The sequence below is a fragment of the Nonomuraea sp. NPDC051191 genome, from assembly GCF_044455665.1.
In the GTDB taxonomy this organism is placed as follows: domain Bacteria; phylum Actinomycetota; class Actinomycetes; order Streptosporangiales; family Streptosporangiaceae; genus Nonomuraea.
Map to the genome: position 1 here is coordinate 163,275 of NZ_JBITEZ010000006.1, position 20,384 is coordinate 183,658.

Sequence of the window (20,384 nt, forward strand, 5' to 3'; positions counted from 1 at the left end):
AACGATGAACTTCACCTTCATGGACACCGTGGCCGGGCGGGTCGAACGGTTCGACGCCGGCTCCGGCTCCTTCCGGCTGGCGACCATCGACGGCCGCGTGGTCGAGGTGCGCCTGGACGGCGAGGTCTCGGCCGAGGTGCTGCGCAACCTGGGCGAGCCGTACGTGGACGCGGGCGACCACGTACGCGACATGCTGACGCCGGGCCGGCACCTGTTCGTCTACGGGATCTTCTACCCCGAAGGCGATGAGCCGGTCTTCTCGGCCAAGCGGCTGATCTTCCTGGGCCGCGGCCCGGGCGAGTACCGGTTCGAGCAGCCGGACTGGTGGATCAACCAGCTCGACGAGATCGCCGCGTTCTACCGCCGCGCCCAGTTCGGGCAGGGGCCGGTCGACTTCCGCGACTACCGGACGATCCTGCGCCTGGGCGGCGACAAGACCGCCAGCCACGTGCAGGAGACCGACACGATCTCGCGGCTGGTGTACGGCATGGCCTCGGCGTACCTGCTGACCGGCGACGACGCCTACCTGGAGGTGGCCGAGCGCGGCACCCGCTACCTGCGCGAGCACATGCGCTTCGTGGACCCCGAGAACGACGTCGTGTACTGGTACCACGGCATCAAGGTGGACGGCGAGCACGAGAAGAAGCTGTTCACCTCGGAGTTCGGCGACGACTACGACGCCATCCCGATGTACGAGCAGATCTACGCCCTGGCCGGCCCGACGCAGACCTACCGGGTGACCGGCGACAAGCGCATCGCCTCCGACGTCGACGCGACGCTGCGGCTGTTCGAGAAGTTCTTCCGCGACCACCGGCACGGCGGCTACTACTCGCACGTCGACCCGATCCTGCTCAACCCGCACCACGAGTCGCTCGGGCCGAACCAGTCGCGCAAGAACTGGAACTCCATCGGCGACCACGCCCCGGCCTACCTGATCAACTACTACCTGGCCACCGGCGACGAGCGTCACCTGGAGATGCTGGAGCGCACCTTCGACACCATCGTCGAGCACTTCCCCGAGCCGTCGAGCCCGTTCGTCAACGAGCGCTTCCACGACGACTGGAGCCACGACCTGACCCACAGCTGGCAGCAGGACCGCGCGGTCGTCGGGCACAACCTGAAGATCGCCTGGAACCTCCTGCGCATGAACGGCGCCCGCCCCAAGGACGCCTACCGGGACCTGGCCGAGCACCTGGCCCGCACGATGCCGGCGGTCGGCAGCGACCAGCAGCGCGGCGGCTGGTACGACGTCGTCGAGCGGCACCGGGCCGAGGGCCAGCGGTGGCACCGCTTCGCCTGGCACGACCGCAAGGCGTGGTGGCAGCAGGAGCAGGCGATCCTGGCCTACCTGATCGTCGCCGGCGAGCTGGGCGGCGACGACCACCTGGAGCAGGCCCGCCAGGCGGCGGGCTTCTACAACGCCTTCTTCCTCGACCACGACGAGGGCGCGGTCTACTTCAACGTGCTGGCCAACGGCCTGCCGTACCTGCTCGGGACCGAGCGGTTCAAGGGCAGCCACTCGATGAGCATGTACCACTCCTCCGAGCTGTGCTATCTGGCGACCGTCTACACGCGGCTGCTGGTCAACCGGCAGCCGCTCACGCTGCACTTCAAGCCGGGCCCGGACGCCGAGCGCATCCTGCGCGTCGCGCCCGACCTGCTGCCGGCCGGGCGGGTGCTGCTCACCGAGGCCGAGGTGGACGGCAAGCCGTACGAGGTGCTGGACCCGGTGGCGATGACCGTGGAGCTGCCGGACTCCACCGAGGCCCTGCGCGTCAAGGTGACGCTGACCCCGGTGCAGGAGTGAGCGTGCCGACCATGGAGATCACGACGGACACGATCGGCCCGGTCACCGTGATCGGGCTCACCGGCCAGCTCGACAGCAGGTCGGCGCCGGCCGCACAGGAGCGCATCCTGTCGCTGCTGCCGGCCGGCCGCCCGGTGCTGCTGGACCTGACCGGCGTCGGCTACCTGTCCAGCGCGGGCCTGCGCACGATGCTGCTGGTCTACCGGCGGGCGCGGACCGTGGACAGCTTCATCGCCCTGGTGGGCCTGTCGGCCGAGCTGCGCGGGGTGATGGCGGCGACCGGGTTCCTGCGCTTCTTCGTCGTCGCCGACTGCGTGGCGGACGCGCTGGAGATCGTCCGGGCCGCCGAGCCGCGGGAGGAGGCCACATGAGCGTCGAGGCGCAGGGCGTGCCCGGCAGGATCGACTCCTTCCCGACGGCCGAGCTGGCCGGGTTCGGGGTGCGGGCGGGCCATCCGATGCCGTTCGGCGCCACGCTGGTGCCCGGCGGGGTGAACTTCTCGGTCTACTCCAGCGGCGCGAGCGCGGTCTCGCTGGTGCTGTTCCGGCACGGCGAGCGGGAGCCGTTCGCCGAGCTGCCCTTCCCCGGCGAGTACCGGATCGGCGGCGTGTGGGCCATGACGGTGTTCGGCCTCGACCACGAAGGCGTCGAGTACGGCTACCGCGTCACCGGCCCGGACACCCCGTCGCCGGGCGACCGGTTCGACCCGGCCAAAATTCTGGCCGACCCGTACGCCAGGACCATGTCGGGCCGGGACGTGTGGGGCGCCGAGGTGGACTGGGACGACCCCTACCCCTACCGGTCGGTGCTGGCCTCCGACGACTTCGACTGGGAGGACGACCGGCCGCTGCGCGTCGCTCCGGAGGACCTGGTCGTCTACGAGCTGCACGTGCGCGGCTTCACGGCGGACCCGTCCTCGGGGGTGTCGGCGCCGGGCACGTACGCGGGGCTGATCGAGAAGATCCCCTACCTCAAGGCGCTCGGCGTCAACTGCGTGGAGCTCATGCCGGTCTTCGAGTTCGACGAGTTCGACATGAGCCGGGTCAACCCGGTCACCGGCGAGCGCCTGTACAACTACTGGGGCTACTCGACGCTGGGCTTCTTCGCGCCCAAGGCGGGCTTCGCGGCCACCGGCAGGTACGGGATGCAGGCCGACGAGTTCAAGAACCTGGTCAAGGAGCTGCACCGGGCCGGGATCGCGGTGGTGCTGGACGTGGTCTTCAACCACACGGCCGAGGGCAACGAGAACGGCCCGACCATCCACTTCCGCGGCCTGGACAACGGCACGTACTACATGCTCACCCCGGAGGGTTACTACTACAACTTCAGCGGCACCGGGAACACCTTCAACTGCAACCACCCGGTGGTGCGCGACTACGTGCTCGACTGCCTGCGCTACTGGGCCGGCGAGTACCACATCGACGGCTTCCGCTTCGACCTGGCCGCGATCCTCGACCGCGGCCAGGACGGCGCGCCGCTGGCCGACCCGCCGCTGATCGAGACGCTGGCCCACGACCCGCTGCTGCGCGACTGCCTGCTGATCGCCGAGGCGTGGGACGCCGGCGGCCTGTACCAGGTGGGCTCCTTCCCCGGCTACCAGCGCTGGTCGGAGTGGAACGGCCGCTACCGCGACGCGCTGCGCCGCTTCCTGAAGGCCGATCCCGGCTCGGCCGGCGAGCTGGCCACCCGGCTGGTCGGCTCGCCCGACCTGTACGCCTCCCGCGGCACGCTCGCCTCGGTCAACTTCGTCACCTGCCACGACGGGTTCACGCTGGCGGACCTGTTCGCGTACGACGGCAAGCACAACGAGGCCAACGGCGAGGACAACCGCGACGGCAACGACGACAACCTGAGCTGGAACTGCGGCGCCGAGGGCCCGACGCGGGACCCGGAGGTGCTGGCGCTGCGCGGGCGGCAGGCCAAGAACGCGATGCTGCTGCTCCTGCTCAGCCAGGGCATCCCGATGATCCTGGCCGGCGACGAGGTCGGCCGCACCCAGCACGGCAACAACAACGCCTACTGCCACGACGGGCCGCTGTCGTGGTTCGACTGGGGCCTGGCCGAGCGCAACGGCGAGCTGCTGCGGTTCGTCCGCGAGTGCGTGGCCTTCCGCGCCGCGCACCCGATGGTGCGCGACCGCCGTCACCCGTGCGGCGACGAGGGCGCCGGCGGGCTGCCGCAGGTGTCCTGGCACGGCGAGCGGGCCGGCGAGCCCGACTGGTCGGAGGGCAGCGCGCTGGTGGCGATGCTGCGCAGCGGCACGGCGGCCGGCGGCGGCGGCGAGCACCTCTACCTGGCCGCCAACGCCCACTGGGAGGCGCGGGAGCTGGAGCTGCCCGCCCTGCCGGACGGCGCGGTGTGGCACCTGTTCGCCGACACCGGCGCGGCCGCCCCCGAGGACGTCCACACACCGGGCCAGGAGCCGCCGCTGGCCGACCAGCGGCGGATCGTCGTCGGCCCGCGGGCCGCGGTCGCGTTGGTCGGCCGCGCCCATCACTGAGATCCATGGAGGAGATCCCATGTCGTTCAACGCGATCCTGACCCACGACGGCAGCACCGCACTGATCACGCTGGAGGGCGAGCTGGACGCCCTGACCGCCGAGACCTTCAGGAGGGAGGTGGAGCGCGCGGCCGAGGCCGCCGCCGAGCTGCTGGTGCTGGAGATGTCGCAGCTCAGCTACATGTCCTCGGCGGGGCTGCGCGGGCTGGTGTTCGCCCGGCAGAAGCTGGCCGACGACGTGCGCATCGTGCTGGTCGGCGCCAACGACGCCATCGAGCAGACCATCCGGCTGGTCGGCTTCCATCACAGCGTGGACTTCAGCGATGCGATCCCAGAGTAGGCAGGCGATGGAGCGGCTCAGGCTCCCCGCCGAGCCCGAGTCGCTGGACGAGCTGATGGCCTACGTGCAGACGTTGAGCGCGCTCGGCGGGCTGACCCGCACGCGCGCCCACTGGCTGCGGCTGGCCGCCGAGGAGCTCATCGTCAACATCATCACCCACGGCCACCGCGACCGGCCGGGCGAGCTGGAGCTGACCGGCGGGGTCGAGCCGCGCCGGGTGTGGCTGCGCCTGTCCGACGCGGCGCCGCCGTTCGACCCGACCGCCTATGAGGCCGTTCCCGACCTGGAGCGGCCGCTGGGCGAGCGCCGGCCGGGCGGGCTGGGCGTCTACCTGGCCCGTACGGTCGCCGACGAGGTCCGCTACGAGTACAGCTCGGGTCGTAACGAGACGACCATCATCATGAACCGCGTCTAGGAGGTGCCGATGGATGCGGAGGCGACCCTCGTCGTCAGCGGCCCCTCACCAGCCGCGGAAGAGCTGTGCCTGCTGCTGGCCGCGGACGGCGCCCCGGTGGCCCGGCGCACTCCCGAGCAACTGCTGGCCGAGGCGCCTCCGCCCGCCGACCTGCTGCTGGTGAACGCGAGCCTCGACGTGGAGGTGGTGCGGGAGGTGACGCGGGTCGTCCAGGCGGGCGCGCGGCCTCCGGTCGTGGTCGCGTTCTCCGACGGCGACCTGCGCCAGCTCGCGCCGCATGTGTTGGCCGGGCTGGACTACGTCGTCCCGCCCTTCGTGCCGGAGCTGCTGCATCGCAGGCTGCGGGCGGGACAGGTGTTCGGCCGCCACCCCGGCGCCGAGGAGGAGGCGCTGCTGAAGTACGAGCGCGAGCTGCAGATCGGACGGGAGATCCAGGCGGGCTTCCTGCCCGACGCGCTGCCGGCCCGCGCCGGTTGGCAGCTCACCGTCCGGTTCCAGCCGGCCAGGGAGGTCGCGGGGGACTTCTACGACGCCCTGGAGCTGCTGGGCGGGGCGCGGATCGGGCTGGTGGTGGCCGACGTGTGCGACAAGGGCGTCGGCGCCGCCCTGTTCATGGCCCTGATCAGGACCCTGCTGCGGCACACCGCCGCCCATGTGGAGACCGGCGAGGCCGAGCCCGTCCAGGACGACGTCACGCCGCTGCTGCGCGCGGTGATCGCGACCAACGACTACCTGACCGCCAACCACCTGCGCCAGGGCTACTTCGCCACGCTGTTCTTCGGCGTGCTCGACCCGGTCACCGGCGCGCTCGTCTACATCAACTGCGGGCACAACCCGCCCATCATCCGCCACGCGGGCGGCGGCCACACCCTGCTGCGTCCCACCGGACCGGCGCTGGGGCTGGTGCCCGACTCCGTCTTCGAGGTCGGCAGGGCCCACCTGGACCAGGGGGACCTGCTGTTCGCCTACACCGACGGCGTGCCCGAGGCCAGGGACGAGTCCGGCCGCTTCTTCAGCGAGGAGCTCATGCTGACCCTCGTCTCGCAGCCCGCCACCGGGGCGGACGACCTGCTGGACAGGCTCGAACGGGAGATCAGCGCGCACATCGGGTCCGCCGAGCAGTTCGACGACATCACCATGATCGCTCTACGTAGGACACCCACGGGGAAGTACGGACAATGAACGAGATCGCCGGAATCGCACTGGCGGGCGGACAGGGCCTCCGGGCCCGGCCGCTCACCCTGGAGGCCCCCGGCCACCTGCGGAGCAAGGCCACGGTCTGCTTCGCCGGACGGCCGGTCATCGAATGGCAGATCATGGCCCTGCGCGACCAGGGGGTCAGCGACTTCTACTTGATCGCCAACGGCCGGGAGAACCGCTACCAGGCCAAGGACGTGCTCGGACACGGCGAGGGGCTGGGCGTGCGGGTGCGCTACTCGCGGCCCCGGATGGACTGGACCAACACCGGTTCCGGCGAGGCGACGCTGAGCAGTCTGGACTACTGGGAGCTCGACGGGCTGGCGCTGGTCTTCCCGACCGACTCGCTGTTCGAGTTCGACCTGGCCGAGCTGGTACGCCGCCACCGCGACAGCGACGCGGTGGTCACCGTGGCCGTGGTCGAGCGCCCGGCCGAGGAGGTGGCGGGCAAGTACGGGACGATGGTCACCGACGCCTCCGGGCGTATCCGCCGTTTCGTGGAGAAACCGCCGCTGGCCGAGGTGCACGCCCTGGCCGCCGACCCGGCCCGGGTGCCCGTCAACGCCGGGCTCTACCTGGTCGACTGCGGGCGGCTGCGGAAGCTGGCCGGGGAGCCGGCGCTGGCCGAGCTGGCCCGCGACCGGCTCGACTGGGGGCACGACCTGCTCCCGTGGCTGGTGGGCGCCGGGCACCGGGTCGGCATCGCGCCCATCGCCAAGCTGGGCGACCTGGGCAACCTGCGCGACTACCTCGACACGCTGACCGACGCGCTGAGCGGCGGCTACCCGCACGTGCTCAAGGGCATGCTGCGGGCCTACCCGGGCAACGTGCGCATCCACGAGTCCTCCCTGCGCCAGCGGGACGCGACGTCGGGCATGACGCTGGCCGAGAAGATGAGCGCGGGGCTGGTCAGGATCGGCCCGAACGTGCACATCGGCCGGGACGTCGAGATCGGCCCCGGCGTGGTCGTCTCCGACTCCGCGATCGGCGACGGCGTGGACCTGCACACCGGGTGCCGGCTGCAACGGGTGGCCTGCCTGGACGGCGCGATCATCGGGCCGTGGGCCCGGCTCACCGACACCCACGTGGGGACGATGGCCACGGTGGAGTCGTTCGTGGACTGCGTGACCGTGCTGAGCGGCTACAGCGCGCTGGGCAACGGGGTGACGGTCCAGGCCGGCGTGCGGCTGTCCGGGGTGACGGTGTACCCGGGGCTGACCGTGCCGGCGCACTGCGAGGCCGCCGCCGGCACCTCGATCGAGACGCTCGCCGACCTCCAGGACGCGTGACACATGACTGAGACGCTGGTGCTGACCGAGATCTCCGAGATCGTCGCGGGCCGCGTGCCCGTCGTGGGGGTCCGTCCCGTCGTGGCGGGCGGGTGCCGGCCCGCGCGCGCGGTGCCGGGCGAGCCGTTCGAGGTGTCGGCGACGCTGTTCAGGGAGGGGCACGGCGTGGTGGGCGCGAACGTCGTGCTCACCGACCCCGACGGCAAGCAGGCCGCCTGGATCCCGATGGCGGCCCTGTCCCAGGGCTCCGACCGGTACGCGGCCGAGGTGGCGGCGCACCGGGAGGGCGAGTGGACGTTCCGGGTGGAGGCGTGGAGCGACCCGGTCGCGACCTGGCTGCACGTGGCCGAGGTGAAGATCCCCGCCGCGATCGACGTGGCCGTGACGATGGAGGCCGGCGCCCGGCTGCTGACCAGGGCCGCCGCCCAGCCCGAGGTGCCGCCCGCCGACGCCCGGCTGCTGCGCGTGGCCGCCGCGACGCTGCGCGACGGCGAGCTGGACCCCGAGGCGCGGCTGGCGATCGCGCTGGCCGAGCCGGTGCTGCGGACGCTGGCCCGCCGGCCGCTGCGCGACCACGTGACCGCCGGGGAGGAGCTGCCGCTGCTGGTGGAGCGCGAGCGGGCGCTGTTCGGGGCCTGGTACGAGTTCTTCCCCCGCTCCGAGGGCGCCGTGGTCGACCCCACGGGGTGTCACCCGCCGCGCTCGGGCACCTTCCGGACCGCGGCCGCGCGGCTGCCCGCCGTCGCGGCGATGGGCTTCGACGTCGTCTACCTGCCGCCGATCCACCCGATCGGCCTGACCAACCGCAAGGGGCCGGGCAACTCGCCGATCGCCGGGCCGCACGACCCCGGCTCGCCGTGGGCGATCGGCTCGGCCGCAGGCGGGCACGACGCCGTCCACCCCGACCTGGGGACGATCGACGACTTCGACTTCTTCGTCGCCAGGGCCGGCGAGCTGGGCCTTGAGGTGGCGCTGGACTTCGCGTTGCAGTGCTCGCCCGACCACCCGTGGGTACGGGAGCACCCGCGGTGGTTCGAGCACCGGCCCGACGGCAGCATCGCCTACGCCGAGAACCCGCCCAAGAAGTACCAGGACATCTACCCCGTCTCCTTCGACGCCGACCCCGGCGGCATCCTGGCCGAGTCGCTGCGGGTGCTGCGGCACTGGATGGGCCACGGAGTGCGGATCTTCCGGGTGGACAACCCGCACACCAAGCCGGTGTTCTTCTGGGAACGCCTGATCGCCGAGGTCAACCGCACCGACCCGGACGTGCTCTTCCTGGCCGAGGCGTTCACCCGCCCGGCGATCATGCACACGCTGGCCGCCGTCGGCTTCCAGCAGTCCTACACCTACTTCACCTGGCGCAACGCCAAGCCGGAGCTGGAGAGCTACCTGGGCGAGCTGGCCGGGGAGGCGGCGGCGTACATGCGGCCGAACCTGTTCGTCAACACGCCCGACATCCTGCACGCCTACCTCCAGGAGGGCGGGCCGGCCGCGTTCCGGGTGCGGGCCGCGCTGGCCGCGACGGCCTCCCCCACCTGGGGCGTGTACGCCGGGTTCGAGCTGTGCGAGCGCGAGCCGGCCGCGCCGGGCAGCGAGGAGTACAAGGACTCGGAGAAGTACCAGTACCGGCCGCGCGACTGGTCGGCGGACGGCACGCTGGCGCCCTTCCTGACCGCGCTGAACCGGGTCCGGCGCCGCCATCCGGCCCTGCGCCTGCTGCGCAACCTGCGTTTCCAGCACGCCGACGACGACGCCGTGCTGTGCTTCGCCAAGCAGGCCGGGGAGGACACCGTGATCGTGGTGGTCAACCTCGACCCGCACCACGTGCGGCAGGCCACGGTGACGCTGGACCTGCCCGACCTCGGGCCCTCCTTCCGGGTGCGCGACGAGCTGACCGGCGAGGTCTACCAGTGGGGGGCGCGCAACTACGTGCGGCTGGACCCGTCCCGGCAGCCCGCCCACATCCTGACGGTGGAGAGGTGATGGACGTGCTGACCGGCGGGGGCCCGTCCGTGCTGGGCGAGCTGGACCTGCACCTCATCGGCGAGGGCAGGCACGAGGAGCTGTGGCGGGCGCTGGGCGGGCGCGTCCGCACCGTGGGCGGCGTGGCGGGCGTGTCGTTCGCCGTGTGGGCGCCGGGCGCGCGCGAGGTGCGCCTCGTGGGCGACCTGAACGGCTGGGACGGCGCCGGGCACGCGCTGCGCCGGGCGCCCGGCGGCGGCCTGTGGGAGCTGTTCGTGCCGGGGGCCGGCGACGGCTGCCGGTACATGTACGAGATCACCGGCGCGGACGGCCGTACCCGGCGCAAGGCCGACCCGCTGGCCCTGGCGGCCGAGCACCCGCCGCGCACCGCGTCGGTGGTGTTCACCTCCCGGCACCGCTGGCGCGACGGCGCGTGGCTGGCGGCCCGCGGCGACGGCCCGGCCCGCGAGGCGCCCATGAGCGTGTACGAGCTGCACCTCGGCTCCTGGCGGCGCGGCCTGACCTACCGCGACCTGGCCGAGCAGCTCCCCGGGTACGTGCGCGGCATGGGTTTCACGCACGTGGAGCTCATGCCGGTGGCCGAGCACCCGTTCGGCGGCTCGTGGGGCTACCAGATCTCCTCCTACTACGCGCCGAGCTCCCGCTACGGCACCCCGGACGACTTCCGCGCCCTGGTCGAGGCGCTGCACCTGGCCGGGATCGGGGTGATACTCGACTGGGTGCCCGCGCACTTCCCCCGCGACGACTGGGCGCTGGCCCGCTTCGACGGCGGCCCGCTGTACGAGCACCCCGACCCGCTGCGCGGCGAGCACCCCGACTGGGGCACGCTCACCTTCGACCTCGGCCGCCCGGAGGTGCGCAACTTCCTCATCGCCAACGCCCTGTACTGGTGCGCGGAGTTCCACGTCGACGCCCTGCGCGTGGACGCCGTCGCCTCGATGTTGTACCTGGACTACTCCCGCCCGGACGGCGCCTGGCGGCCCAACGCCCACGGTGGCAGGGAGCATCTGGAGGCGATCGCGTTCCTGCGGGAGCTGAACGACACCGTCCACCGGCTCTGCCCCGGCGTGCTGACGATCGCCGAGGAGTCCACGGCGTGGGAGGGGGTGACCCGGCCGACGTCCGCCGGCGGGCTGGGGTTCGACTTCAAGTGGAACATGGGCTGGATGCACGACACGCTCGGCTACATGCGGCGTGACCCGGTGCACCGGCCGTACCACCATCACGCGCTGACGTTCGGGTTGACGTACGCGTACGCGGAGGACTTCCTGCTGCCGCTCAGCCATGACGAGCTGGTGCACGGCAAGGGGTCGCTGGCCGGGAAGATGCCGGGCGACGAGTGGCAGCGGCTGGCGAACCTGCGCGCGTACCTGGCCTTCATGTGGGCGCATCCGGGCAAGAAGCTGCTGTTCATGGGCCAGGAGTTCGCGCAGCACAGCGAGTGGTCCCACGATCGCGAGCTGGACTGGGCGCTGCTGCGCGACCCCCGGCACAAGGGCGTGCGCGACCTGGTCAGGGACCTGAACCGGCACTACGCCGCCACCCCCGCGCTGTGGCGGCAGGACTGCTCCCCCGACGGGTTCACCTGGATCGACGCCGACGACGCCGGTTCCAGCGTCTACTCCTTCGTCCGCTGGGACCGGCAGGGGGCGCCGCTGGTGTGTGTGAGCAACCTGTCGCCGGTGCCGCGGCACGGGCACCGGCTGGCGCTGCCGTCCGGCGGGCGCTGGCACGAGGTGCTCAACACCGACGCCGCCTGTTACGGCGGGGGGAACCTCGGCAACCTGGGCTCGGTCACGTGCACGGAGGGGGGTGCGGTCGCCGAGGTGCTGCTGCCGCCGCTGGCGACGCTCTGGCTGGCCCCCGGAAAGGAGGCGTCAGAGCGTCAGCAGTGAGGCGGCCATGGCCTTGTTCACCGCGTCGAGGCGGGAGGTGGCGTCGAGCTTGGTGAAGATGTTGCGCAGGTGACGCTTGACCGTGCCTTCGGCGATCATCAGCCGGGTGCCGATCTGGGCGTTGCTGAGGCCCTGGGCGGCCAGGGACAGCACGCTCAGCTCCCGCTCGGAGAGCTTGCCGGCGCGCGGCCGGCGGGACATCATCAGGCTCTCCCGCGACACCGACAGGACCACGCGCTCGGCGTCCGCGCAGACGCCGCGGATGGCCTGCACCAGTTCCTCCCGGCCGACGCTCTTGAGCAGGTAGCCGCGCACGCCGTGGGCGATGAGCTCCTGCACGAGCACCGGGTCGTCGTACATGCTCAGCACGATGACGCGGGACCGGGGCGAGACCCGGTGGATGTGCGTGGTGGTGCGCACGACGCCGTCCCCCGGCATCTCCACGTCGAGCACCACGACGTCCGGCCGCAGCGCCTCGGCCGACTTCACCGCCGCGCGCGCGTCCCCCACCGTGGCGACGACACGAAGGTCGGGTTCGAGCTCCAGCGTCTGCTTGAGCGTCTCCCGCAGGATCGTGTGGTCGTCGGCGATGAGGACGTCAATGCTGCCTTCTCTTTGCATCCGATGTTTCCTTCGGCCGCTCGTCCCGGACAGCCCGGACAGGGGCACGGAAGACGACCTCGGTGCCCTTCCCGGGGGTGCTCTCTATCGTCACCAGGCCGCCCAGAGCGACCCCGCGCTCGCGCATGGAGGTCAGGCCGTTCCCATGTTTCGCGCGCCAGCCCGAGAACCCCCGGCCGTTGTCACGCACAATTGCTGTGATCCGGTCGTGCGCAATCTTGACGCACACTTCGAGCAGGTCGGCGCCCGCGTGGGAGATGCTGTTGGTAATGGCTTCGCGTAATATGAGGAATAACTCGTCCCGAATGTGCGGAGGCAGGCCGTCGACATCGCCGATAAGGGTGATCCGATGCTCCAGCCGAGGGTCCACGACAGTTGTCATGAGCCGCACAAGCGCTTGCTCCATTCCCGGCCAATGGGCATGAACGCGCAGGTCGGATAAGACGTCGCGGATTTCCTGGTGAGCCCGGAGCAGCGCCGCCTTCGCTTCTCTCACATGCACCGGGAAACTTCCCCTGCCACGTGCGTGCCCGATTTCGGCGAGCTCCAGCTGCCGGCTCGCCACGCTGATCTCGTGGCCCACCCGGTCGTGCAGGTCGCGGGAAATTCGCCGCCATTCCCGCGCGTCTGCGCGGCCGCCGTCCATTAGCGCGGTCAAGGCCCCGCCGGAAGGCTCCGTAGCGGCCTTGAGCCGGGCCACGATCAGGTCGAGGAGCTCTTCCGCCAACTCCGTGAACTCGTCCGGAGCGGCGCCGGAAGTTGATTCTTCAATTTCGCCGCACAGCTGTGCCAAGATCTCAGCCTTATGAGCTTCGATCCGTTCGGCTATCACAACCGTGGGCTGGATGTTGCATTGCACTGGTCATCCCCCGTAGTGTGTGTCGCCTTACCCAGTCACCGGCGCAGATCCCCGCATCATATGATCACATGATTCCGGCGGATGCAAGAGTGCACTCCAGACTCATCGGGCCTCCGATCCATTACCCGCACGCCTGACTGAGGCCGCGTGTGACGTAATACCGGGTTATCGAAGAGCACTCCGGAGATGTCTCTCGGAGTACTCCCTTTAATACGCCTGGACAGCTCCGCTGCCACCTTGGTGTTACTCTCTTGTGCGCACTCGAACTTAACTGCGATCCTGACCGCGTTCGCCATTACGGATCTTCTCTAATGCAGGTGAGGGGCGGTCATGAGAGAACTCGCGGTGAACGAACGCGAAGAGTTCGCGGAATTCTTCGTCACGATATTCGGCTCGCTGCCGCGCTCCGACCAGCGTAGCGCGGCGGAGTCCTACGTGCTCGGCCTGCTGCACGCGGGCGGACGCAAGTCCATCCAGCGCATCGCCGACGAGGTGGGCGGCCCGCACAACGGCCAGTCGCTGCAGCAGTTCGTCAACCAGAGCCGCTGGGACCCGCGGCCGGTCCGCCGTACCGTCGCCGACGTGCTGTCGGCCGGCGCGCCCCCGGCCGCGTGGCTGGTGGAGGAGGTGGCCTTCGCCAAGCACGGCCGCTGGTCGGCGGGCGTGGAGCGCCAGTACGTGCGCGGCCTCGGCCGTACGGTCAACTGCCAGGTGGGGGCGGCGGTGCTGATGAACTCCGGCGAGGCGTCCGTGCCGGTCAACTGGCGGCTGTGCCTGCCGCAGTCGTGGGAGGCCGACCACGACCGGCGGGCCAAGGCGCACGTGCCCGACCAGGAGCGCCACCGGCCCTTCGGCGAGCACGTGATCGACCTGGTCGACGACCTGACGCTCGACTGGGGCACGCCCGTCGCGCCGCTGGTGGCCGACTTCACCCACGTCCGGGGCGCCGCCGACCTGGTGCGCGGCCTGGAGGACCGGGGCCTGGACTACGTGGTCGAGATCGACGCCCGCCACCGGGTCAGGGCCTCGATGAGCGTGGTGCGCGGGGGCGGCCCGCGGGCCCGCGTCACGCTGGCCGAGGCGGCGCAGGCCGCGGCCGGGCTGGAGCGGCGCACGGTGGCCTGGTGGGAGGGGCCGCGGGGGCGGTCGCTGCGCTCGCAGTTCGTCCTCCTGCCGGTCTCCGACGAGCAGGCGCGCTCACGCCGGCTGCTGATCGAGTGGCCGCTCGGCCGCCCCCGGCCGCGCACGTTCTGGCTGACGAACATGTCCCCGCCGGCGCAGGAGCTGGTCGCGCTGGCCAAGTCCCGCTGGCGGGCCGCCCACGCCATCGCCGAGCTGGCCGACGGCTTCGGGCTGTTCGACTACGAGGGCCGTTCCTTCCACGGCTGGCACCACCACGTCACGCTGGCCTCGGCCGCCTACGCCTTCGACGTGCGCTGGCGGCTGGCGGCCGGCGCCGAGCCCGCGCTGCTGCCCGCGTGAGCACCCGTACGACGCACGAGGAGTCACACCGCTCGATGAAGCCGAAAGCAGACAAGCAAGTCACCTGGGTCGAGCTCTTCTTCGACCTGGTGTTCGTGTTCGCCGTCACCCAGCTGTCCGACCTGCTCCACCGCGGCCACGGCTGGGGCAGCGTCGGGCAGGCCGTCGTCGTGCTGGTGCCGACGTACTGGGCCTGGGTGGGCATGGCGGTGCACGCCAACACCCGCGACGTCAACAACACCCCCGACCGGCTGGGCATCCTGGCGCTCAGCCTGTGCGGCCTGTTCATGGCGCTGGCCACTCCCCTGGCCTACGAGGAGCGCGGCCTGATGTTCGGCGCCGCCTACTTCGCCCAGCGCTCGCTGCTGGCCGTCCTGTACTTCCGCGGGCGGCCGTTCGAGCTGGTCAACCCCTTCACGCTCTCGGTGTGCGTGACCGGGCCGCTGCTGCTGGCCGGGGGCCTGCTCGACAGCGGCACCCGGGTGTGGGTCTGGGCCGCGGCCGCCGCCATCGACCTGGCCGCGCCGGTGCTGACCCGCAGCCACCTGGTACGCGTCACCTTCCACCCCCATCACTTACCCGAGCGGTTCGGCCTGTTGCTGATCATCGCGATGGGCGAGCCGATCCTGGCCATCGGCGCGCAGGCGTCGGCGGCGCGCCCGCTCGCCGTCGGCTCGATCACCGCGGTCGCCGCGACGTTCGTGCTGGCCTGCGCCCTGTGGTGGGTGTACTTCATCTTCGCCGCCGAGTCGCTGCCCAAGGCCCTGGACGAGGCCGTGATCCGCACCGACCTGATCCGGCGCGTCTTCTCCTACGGCCACCTGTCCTTCATCGGGTCGATCATGGCGATGGCGGTGGGCATGGCCGAGGTCGTCTCCCATCCCGGCCAGGTCTTCACCGCCCCCGTGACCGCGCTGCTGTTCGGCGGCTGCGCCCTGTACTTCGCGACGTTCTGCTACGCCCGCTGGCACATCTTCGGCAGATGGTCGGGACCGCAACTGGCCATGCCGGTGGCCATCCTGGCCGTCATCCCGATCGCGTTGCAGGCGCCGGCGCTGCTGTCCGTGGTCGTGCTGGCGCTCGTGGTGATGACGTTCAACTTCCTGGAACATTCGCGGGCCAGATCCGAGAGCGACGCCTTGACTTAGCGCGCGCTCTAACCGGCAGGGTATGGGCGGCGGCGCCCGTCGTACGGGCGCCCGCAGGACCGGAGCCGAGGTGGAGAACTGAGGAGCGTCATGAAGAATCCCGCTGTTCGAGTCGCGGTCGCCTACCTGGTGTCCGCGGTCGTCGGCGCCGTGATCATCGGCTCGTTCGTCGGCGCGCTGCACCACCCGGTTCCGCACGGGGTGCCGCTCGCCGTGGTGGGCCCCGACGCCGCCCGGCTGGAGCAGGCCGCGGGCGGGGCCGTCGACACGCGCCCGTACGCCGACGCGGCGGCCGCGCGGACGGCGGTGCTCCGGCGCGAGGTCGAGGCCGCCTACCTGGGCGGCGAGGGCCGCCTGCTGGTCGCGAGCGCCGGCGGCGACACCGCGGCCCCGCACTTCACCGCCCTGATGCAGCGCGCCGCTGGACGGCAGCTCGCCGTCGAGGACGTGCGCCCGCTGGCCGAGGGCGACTCCTCCGGCGTGTCCGGCATGTTCTACGTGCTGGGCCTGCTGCTGACGGCGCTGGCCACGACCGTGCTCACCATGCGCATGCAGCCGATGCTCAACCGGGGGCTGCGCCTGGCGGTGCTCGCGCTCGGCGCGGTGACCGGCGGCCTGGCGCTCACCTGGGTCGTGAACGGCCTGCTCGGCGCGCTCACCGGCGCCCCGCTCGGGCTCCTGGCCGTCTCCGGCGCGGTGATCTTCCTGGTCTCGGTCGCGGTGAACGGGCTGATGCGCCGCTTCGGGCCGCGCGGCGTGATCGCGGCGGCGGTGCTGTTCATCCCCATCGGCCTGCCGGCCAGCGGCGGCCCGTTCGGCGCCGCGTTCATCGAGCCCTGGTACGCCGCCCTCGGGTACGTGCTGCCCACCCGGTCGGCGCTCGAACTGGTGCGCAGCGTGGTCTACTTCGACGGCGCCGCCCTGGCCGTCCCGCTGACGGTGCTCGGTGTGTGGGCGGTGCTCGGCCTGGTCCTGATGGCTCTGCCGCCACGGCCGATGCCCCGCCCGGCCGCGCCCGCCGCGCCGGCGGTGCCCGCCGCCGGGGCCGCGCCCGCAGCCCACTGACCGGCGTCTCCTGGACCGGCGCGGCTGCGGGTGCGGGAGTCCGCGTCCGTGGTCGCGCCCTCATCGGGGTGTCAGCTGGCCGCCGGAAGCGCGAGGACCAGCCGTACACCGGGCCGCAGCGGCTCGGCGCGGACCGATCCGGCGTGCGCCTCGGCGATCTGCCGGACGATGGCCAGGCCGAGCCCCGAACCCGGCAGGGAACGGGCCGACTCGGCGCGGTAGAACCGGTCGAACACGAACGGCAGGTCGTCGGGCGCGATGCCGGGCCCCTGGTCGGCCACCGACAACACGCCCGCCGCGTCCACCCGGACGAGCACCACGCCCCCGGGCGGGCTCCACTTGATCGCGTTGTCCACCAGGTTGGAGACCGCCCGCTCGATCGCGTCGGCGTCGGCCGTCACCAGGCACTCGGCCAGCTCGGCGCGCAGCCGTACGTGCGGGGCGCGGGCCGCGGCCCTGGCCAGCACGCGATCGGCCACCAGGTCGAGCCGCACGTCCTCCAGGTGCAGTTCGGCGTCGCCGTGCCTGGCCAGCTCGACCAGGTCGTTGACCAGCACCCGCAGCTCCTCGGCCTGCACGCGGGCCTCGTGCACCAGGGCCGGGGCCTGCGGGTCGGCCGTGCCGCGTCCCTCCTCCAGCAGTTCCAGGTTCGTGGTGAGGCTGGTCAGCGGCGTGCGCAGCTCGTGGGAGGCGTCGGCGACCAGGCGGCGCTGGGCCAGCACCGACTCGCGCAGCGCGTGCGTCATCGTGGTGAACGAGCCGGCCAGGCGGGCCACCTCGTCCCGTCCCGCGCCCATGCCGTCCAGGCCGTCGGCGGTGAGGGTGCCGGTGGCGGTGACCCGCTCGACCACCGCCGTCAGCCGGGCGACGGGCCGCAACGCCCGGCCGGCGAGCCAGCGCGCGCCCGCCGCCGCCACCAGCGCGCCGCCCAGGGTCAGCGCCGCCAGCAGCAGCTTCAGCCCGTTCAGGGTCTGCTCGTCCAGGTTCAGCGGGAACGCCGTCCGCACCAGGACGCCCTTGCCCAGGTTGAGCGGCGCGGTGTAGAGCCGGTAGCGCATGCCCTCGTACGTCACGTCCCGGAAATAGGGGGGCAGCTTGCCGTACGCGACCGCCGCGTCCTGCTCGTCCAGCGGCACGAAGCCCTTGGTCGGGCCGGTCAGCAGCGGGTCGGGGCAGAACTGCAGCAGCGTGTTGCCCAGCGGGAGCGGCGTGGCCGGCAGCGGCGAGTCGGCGGTCTTCAGGGACTCCAGCAGCCGCGGCGCCTGCCCGGCCGCCAGCACCAGCTCGCCGTCGTGCTGCCCGGCCAGCCCCGCCGCGGTCGCCGGGTAGACCACCAGCGAGACCGCCACCAGCGCCGCGGCCACCACGGCGGCGACCGTCAGCGCGACCCTGGTACGCAGCCTCACGGCTCCTCCCGCAGCACGTACCCCAGGCCGCGGACGGTCTGGATCAGCCGCGGCTCTCCTCCGGCCTCCAGCTTGGCCCGCAGATAGCTGATGTAGACCCACAACGCGTTCGAGGACGGCCCGAAGTCGTACCCCCAGACCGAGTTGAAGATGACCTCGCGGCTGAGCACCCGGCCGGGGTTGCGCAGGAACACCTTCAGCAGCGTGTACTCGGTCCTGGTCAGGTCGAGCGGGCGGCCGCCGCGCGTGGCCCGGCAGGCGGCCGGGTCCAGCTCCAGGTCGGCGTGGCGGAGCAGCCCCTGCGCGGGCGCGCTGCGACGCAGCAGCGCGCGCAGCCGGGCCCGCAGTTCCTCCAGCGCGAACGGCTTGACCAGGTAGTCGTCGGCACCCGCGTCCAGCCCCGCGACCCGGTCGCCGACCAGGTCGCGGGCGGTGAGCATCAGGATCGGGGTGCGATCGCCGACGGCCCGCAGGCGGCGGCACACCTCCAGGCCGTCCAGGCCGGGCATCATGATGTCCAGCACGACCGCGTCCTGGCGGCCGCCGGTCGCCGCCTCCAGCGCGCGCAGGCCGTCGGCGGCGACGCTGACGTCGTAGCCCTCGCGGGTGAGCGCGTGGGTCAGGGAGCGGCGGACCGCCTCGTCGTCATCGGCAACAAGGACGTGCATGGTGCCACTCTCCCCTCCGCACCCCCGGCTGAGGAAGATCGATGGCGGTCTCTATGCGGGCCCGGACTTGGCCAGCGAGCGCTTGACGTTCCGCAGCGCCCGCTCCAGCCGGTCCGGCGTGACGCCGAGGTGCTCGGCCACCGCGCGGAACCCGGCCGAGCCCGGGTCCACCCGGCCCTTCTCCGACAGCGCGTCCAGTTCCTTGACGGCTCGCAGGGCGCGGTCGTGGGCGACGCCCAGCTCGGCCGCGAGAGCCTTGGCGATCGCCTCCTGGGAGATGCCGCGGTCCTTCTTGTCCCCCTTTCCCGGCTTACCCGACTTGTCGGGCTTTCCGGGCTTGTCCGGGCCGCAGCCGGGCTTGCCGTCCCGGTGGCGGTCCTCGCGGCCGGGCTTGCCGTCGCCGGGGTCCTTCCGCACGTCTCCGGACTTCTCGTCCGCGGGGTCCTTCCGCACGTCCACGACCTTCTCGCCCGCGTGGGCCTCGGCCACGTCGGCGGGCGAGCAGGTCGCCGAGACCTGGGCACACGGGCCGGCCGCCGCGGCCGGCAGCGCTCCGGAACCGGTCAGCGTCAGCGCCGCCGCCGTCCCGAGGGCCAGCGCGGTCTTTCGTGCGTTCATGTCGGTCGCCCTTCTGGCGGCCGGTCCCCAGTGGCCCGGCCCGCTGCGGGCAACTCAACCGCGACGACCTTCACCCCACCGTCGGGGAACCTTAGAAACGCCATAGAAGCGTCGCGGCTCCACCACGAACGCCCCCGGCGGCGGGGAATTGTGCCGGGCCCCTGGGGAAGAGACCCATCCGCCCAGCGGAAGGGAAGGCGAGGACCCGTGAGACTTCTGGTGATCTGCAACCGGCAGGCCGGCGGCGTCGGCGAGGACGGCACCCGGGAGGTGCTGCGGCTGCTGCGGACGGAGGCCGACGTGCGGGTCTGCGACGGCGGCGCGGAGGAGGCCGCGCGCTCGCACGACGACCGGGTCCCGGTGGTGATGGGCGGCGACGGGAGCGTGCACGCGCTGGTCGCCGCGCTGCTGGAGCACGGTCGCCTGGACGCCGGCCCGATCGGCCTGATCCCCATGGGCACCGGCAACGACCTGGCCCGCACCCTGGGCATCCCGCTCGACCCGGCCGAGGCGGCCCGCGTCGTGCTGGCGGGGCACGAGCGGCCCGTCGACCTGCTGATCGACGACGACGGCGGGATCGTGGTCAACGCGGCCCACCTCGGCGTGGGCGCGCACGCCGCCGAGCGGGCCGCGCCGCTCAAACCGCTGCTGAGCCGGGCCGCGTACGCGGTGGGCGCGGTGCTGGCGGGCGCGGGGACGGGCGGCTGGCGGCTGCGGATCAGGGTGGACGGCGCCCAGGTGTGCACCGGCCGCCGCCGCGTGCTCATGGCCGGCGTCGGGAACGGCGCCACGATCGGCGGCGGCACCCCGCTGGCCCCGGCGGCCCGGCCCGACGACGGACTCGCCGACGTGGTGGTGTCCTACGCCACCGGACCGCTGGCGCGGCTGGCCTTCGCCACCGGCCTGCGCCGCGGCAAGCACCCCGACCGGCCCGACGTGCGCACCTACCGGGGCAGGCGGATCACCGTCGCGGGCGGTCCCGTCCCGGCCAGCGTGGACGGCGAGCTGGAGCAGGTGGCGGACCGGCGTACCTGGATCGTGCGGCCGGCCGCCTGGCGGGTCCTGGCGCCGCCCGCGGCCTGACCCGG

At 72.4% G+C, this 20,384-nt stretch carries 18 protein-coding genes; 13 read left to right on the plus strand and 5 right to left on the minus strand.

Going from position 1 to position 20,384, the window contains the following annotated elements:
* The first annotated feature begins 4 nt into the window (after nucleotides 1-4).
* The 9 genes from ACIA8R_RS18795 to glgB are packed head-to-tail and all read left to right on the plus strand — an operon-like array spanning nucleotide 5 to nucleotide 11,429.
* A complete protein-coding gene (locus ACIA8R_RS18795; RefSeq protein WP_397039433.1) occupies nucleotides 5-1,807 on the plus strand; it encodes an AGE family epimerase/isomerase in 1,803 nt (600 codons plus the stop codon).
* Between the two features lie 11 nt (nucleotides 1,808-1,818).
* Nucleotides 1,819-2,178, plus strand: coding sequence for an STAS domain-containing protein (locus ACIA8R_RS18800; RefSeq protein WP_357697059.1), 360 nt, complete (start codon nucleotides 1,819-1,821; stop codon nucleotides 2,176-2,178).
* The gene (gene glgX / locus ACIA8R_RS18805; RefSeq protein WP_397039434.1) at nucleotides 2,175-4,307 is read left to right on the plus strand and encodes a glycogen debranching protein GlgX; all 2,133 of its coding nucleotides are present in this window, start codon (nucleotides 2,175-2,177) and stop codon (nucleotides 4,305-4,307) included. Before ACIA8R_RS18800 ends, glgX begins: the two co-directional genes overlap by 4 nt.
* Nucleotides 4,308-4,326: 19 nt before the next feature.
* The gene (locus tag ACIA8R_RS18810) at nucleotides 4,327-4,647 is read left to right on the plus strand and encodes an anti-sigma factor antagonist (RefSeq protein WP_352329001.1); all 321 of its coding nucleotides are present in this window, start codon (nucleotides 4,327-4,329) and stop codon (nucleotides 4,645-4,647) included.
* Nucleotides 4,631-5,062: an ATP-binding protein gene (locus ACIA8R_RS18815; protein WP_357697055.1), complete on the plus strand. Its 432-nt coding sequence runs from the start codon at nucleotides 4,631-4,633 to the stop codon at nucleotides 5,060-5,062. Before ACIA8R_RS18810 ends, ACIA8R_RS18815 begins: the two co-directional genes overlap by 17 nt.
* A 9-nt stretch (nucleotides 5,063-5,071) precedes the next feature.
* Entirely contained in the window at nucleotides 5,072-6,244 is a 1,173-nt protein-coding gene (locus ACIA8R_RS18820) for a PP2C family protein-serine/threonine phosphatase (RefSeq protein WP_364087632.1), read from the plus strand.
* Complete coding sequence (locus ACIA8R_RS18825; RefSeq protein ID WP_364087634.1) at nucleotides 6,241-7,548, plus strand: NDP-sugar synthase; 1,308 nt, start codon at nucleotides 6,241-6,243, stop codon at nucleotides 7,546-7,548. Before ACIA8R_RS18820 ends, ACIA8R_RS18825 begins: the two co-directional genes overlap by 4 nt.
* Before the next feature lie 3 nt (nucleotides 7,549-7,551).
* Nucleotides 7,552-9,534 carry an alpha-1,4-glucan--maltose-1-phosphate maltosyltransferase gene (locus ACIA8R_RS18830; protein WP_397039437.1) on the plus strand — a complete coding sequence of 661 codons (1,983 nt, stop codon included), beginning with the start codon at nucleotides 7,552-7,554 and terminating at the stop codon, nucleotides 9,532-9,534.
* Nucleotides 9,534-11,429 (plus strand): 1,4-alpha-glucan branching protein GlgB, encoded by a 1,896-nt coding sequence (gene glgB, locus ACIA8R_RS18835; RefSeq protein ID WP_397039438.1) that lies wholly within the window; start codon nucleotides 9,534-9,536, stop codon nucleotides 11,427-11,429. Before ACIA8R_RS18830 ends, glgB begins: the two co-directional genes overlap by 1 nt.
* Here glgB and ACIA8R_RS18840 read toward each other — a convergent pair.
* Both ACIA8R_RS18840 and ACIA8R_RS18845 read right to left on the minus strand, forming a co-directional pair.
* Nucleotides 11,412-12,050, minus strand: a complete 639-nt coding sequence (locus tag ACIA8R_RS18840; RefSeq protein WP_397039440.1) for a response regulator — start codon at nucleotides 12,048-12,050, stop codon at nucleotides 11,412-11,414. The genes glgB and ACIA8R_RS18840 overlap by 18 nt on opposite strands.
* Entirely contained in the window at nucleotides 12,028-12,909 is an 882-nt protein-coding gene (locus ACIA8R_RS18845; protein WP_364087642.1) for an ATP-binding protein, read from the minus strand. Before ACIA8R_RS18845 ends, ACIA8R_RS18840 begins: the two co-directional genes overlap by 23 nt.
* Before the next feature lie 330 nt (nucleotides 12,910-13,239).
* Here ACIA8R_RS18845 and ACIA8R_RS18850 point away from each other — a divergent pair, with 330 nt between their 5' ends.
* The 3 genes from ACIA8R_RS18850 (at nucleotide 13,240) to ACIA8R_RS18860 (ending at nucleotide 16,604) form a co-directional block, all read left to right on the plus strand.
* Complete coding sequence (locus tag ACIA8R_RS18850; RefSeq protein ID WP_397039442.1) at nucleotides 13,240-14,391, plus strand: IS701 family transposase; 1,152 nt, start codon at nucleotides 13,240-13,242, stop codon at nucleotides 14,389-14,391.
* Between the two features lie 35 nt (nucleotides 14,392-14,426).
* Nucleotides 14,427-15,539, plus strand: a complete 1,113-nt coding sequence (locus ACIA8R_RS18855; protein WP_364087646.1) for a low temperature requirement protein A — start codon at nucleotides 14,427-14,429, stop codon at nucleotides 15,537-15,539.
* 90 nt (nucleotides 15,540-15,629) lie between these two features.
* Nucleotides 15,630-16,604 carry a hypothetical protein gene (locus tag ACIA8R_RS18860; protein ID WP_397039443.1) on the plus strand — a complete coding sequence of 325 codons (975 nt, stop codon included), beginning with the start codon at nucleotides 15,630-15,632 and terminating at the stop codon, nucleotides 16,602-16,604.
* Between the two features lie 71 nt (nucleotides 16,605-16,675).
* Here ACIA8R_RS18860 and ACIA8R_RS18865 read toward each other — a convergent pair whose 3' ends face one another.
* Genes ACIA8R_RS18865 through ACIA8R_RS18875 form a run of 3 tightly spaced genes read right to left on the minus strand, consistent with a single transcriptional unit; the run spans nucleotide 16,676 to nucleotide 19,296 of the window.
* On the minus strand, nucleotides 16,676-18,010 hold the full coding sequence (locus ACIA8R_RS18865) for a sensor histidine kinase (RefSeq protein WP_397039445.1): 1,335 nt from the start codon (nucleotides 18,008-18,010) through the stop codon (nucleotides 16,676-16,678).
* Nucleotides 18,007-18,678, minus strand: a complete 672-nt coding sequence (locus ACIA8R_RS18870; protein WP_364087651.1) for a response regulator transcription factor — start codon at nucleotides 18,676-18,678, stop codon at nucleotides 18,007-18,009. Before ACIA8R_RS18870 ends, ACIA8R_RS18865 begins: the two co-directional genes overlap by 4 nt.
* Before the next feature lie 51 nt (nucleotides 18,679-18,729).
* On the minus strand, nucleotides 18,730-19,296 hold the full coding sequence (locus ACIA8R_RS18875) for a hypothetical protein (protein ID WP_364087653.1): 567 nt from the start codon (nucleotides 19,294-19,296) through the stop codon (nucleotides 18,730-18,732).
* Nucleotides 19,297-19,503: 207 nt separating this feature from the next.
* On the opposite strand from ACIA8R_RS18875, the gene ACIA8R_RS18880 reads away from it, so the two are divergent.
* Nucleotides 19,504-20,379: a diacylglycerol kinase family protein gene (locus ACIA8R_RS18880; RefSeq protein ID WP_357697027.1), complete on the plus strand. Its 876-nt coding sequence runs from the start codon at nucleotides 19,504-19,506 to the stop codon at nucleotides 20,377-20,379.
* Nucleotides 20,380-20,384 lie beyond the last annotated feature (5 nt).

Bases quoted from the DNA above. Each gene is read 5' to 3' on its own strand.
- ACIA8R_RS18795 (WP_397039433.1), top strand. From the start codon at position 5: ATGAACTTCACCTTCATGGACACCGTGGCCGGGCGGGTCGAACGGTTC.
- ACIA8R_RS18800 (WP_357697059.1), top strand. From the start codon at position 1,819: ATGGAGATCACGACGGACACGATCGGCCCGGTCACCGTGATCGGGCTC.
- glgX (WP_397039434.1), top strand. From the start codon at position 2,175: ATGAGCGTCGAGGCGCAGGGCGTGCCCGGCAGGATCGACTCCTTCCCG.
- ACIA8R_RS18810 (WP_352329001.1), top strand. From the start codon at position 4,327: ATGTCGTTCAACGCGATCCTGACCCACGACGGCAGCACCGCACTGATC.
- ACIA8R_RS18815 (WP_357697055.1), top strand. From the start codon at position 4,631: ATGCGATCCCAGAGTAGGCAGGCGATGGAGCGGCTCAGGCTCCCCGCC.
- ACIA8R_RS18820 (WP_364087632.1), top strand. From the start codon at position 5,072: ATGGATGCGGAGGCGACCCTCGTCGTCAGCGGCCCCTCACCAGCCGCG.
- ACIA8R_RS18825 (WP_364087634.1), top strand. From the start codon at position 6,241: ATGAACGAGATCGCCGGAATCGCACTGGCGGGCGGACAGGGCCTCCGG.
- ACIA8R_RS18830 (WP_397039437.1), top strand. From the start codon at position 7,552: ATGACTGAGACGCTGGTGCTGACCGAGATCTCCGAGATCGTCGCGGGC.
- glgB (WP_397039438.1), top strand. From the start codon at position 9,534: ATGGACGTGCTGACCGGCGGGGGCCCGTCCGTGCTGGGCGAGCTGGAC.
- ACIA8R_RS18840 (WP_397039440.1), bottom strand. From the start codon at position 12,050: ATGCAAAGAGAAGGCAGCATTGACGTCCTCATCGCCGACGACCACACG.
- ACIA8R_RS18850 (WP_397039442.1), top strand. From the start codon at position 13,240: ATGAGAGAACTCGCGGTGAACGAACGCGAAGAGTTCGCGGAATTCTTC.
- ACIA8R_RS18855 (WP_364087646.1), top strand. From the start codon at position 14,427: ATGAAGCCGAAAGCAGACAAGCAAGTCACCTGGGTCGAGCTCTTCTTC.
- ACIA8R_RS18860 (WP_397039443.1), top strand. From the start codon at position 15,630: ATGAAGAATCCCGCTGTTCGAGTCGCGGTCGCCTACCTGGTGTCCGCG.
- ACIA8R_RS18870 (WP_364087651.1), bottom strand. From the start codon at position 18,678: ATGCACGTCCTTGTTGCCGATGACGACGAGGCGGTCCGCCGCTCCCTG.
- ACIA8R_RS18875 (WP_364087653.1), bottom strand. From the start codon at position 19,296: ATGAACGCACGAAAGACCGCGCTGGCCCTCGGGACGGCGGCGGCGCTG.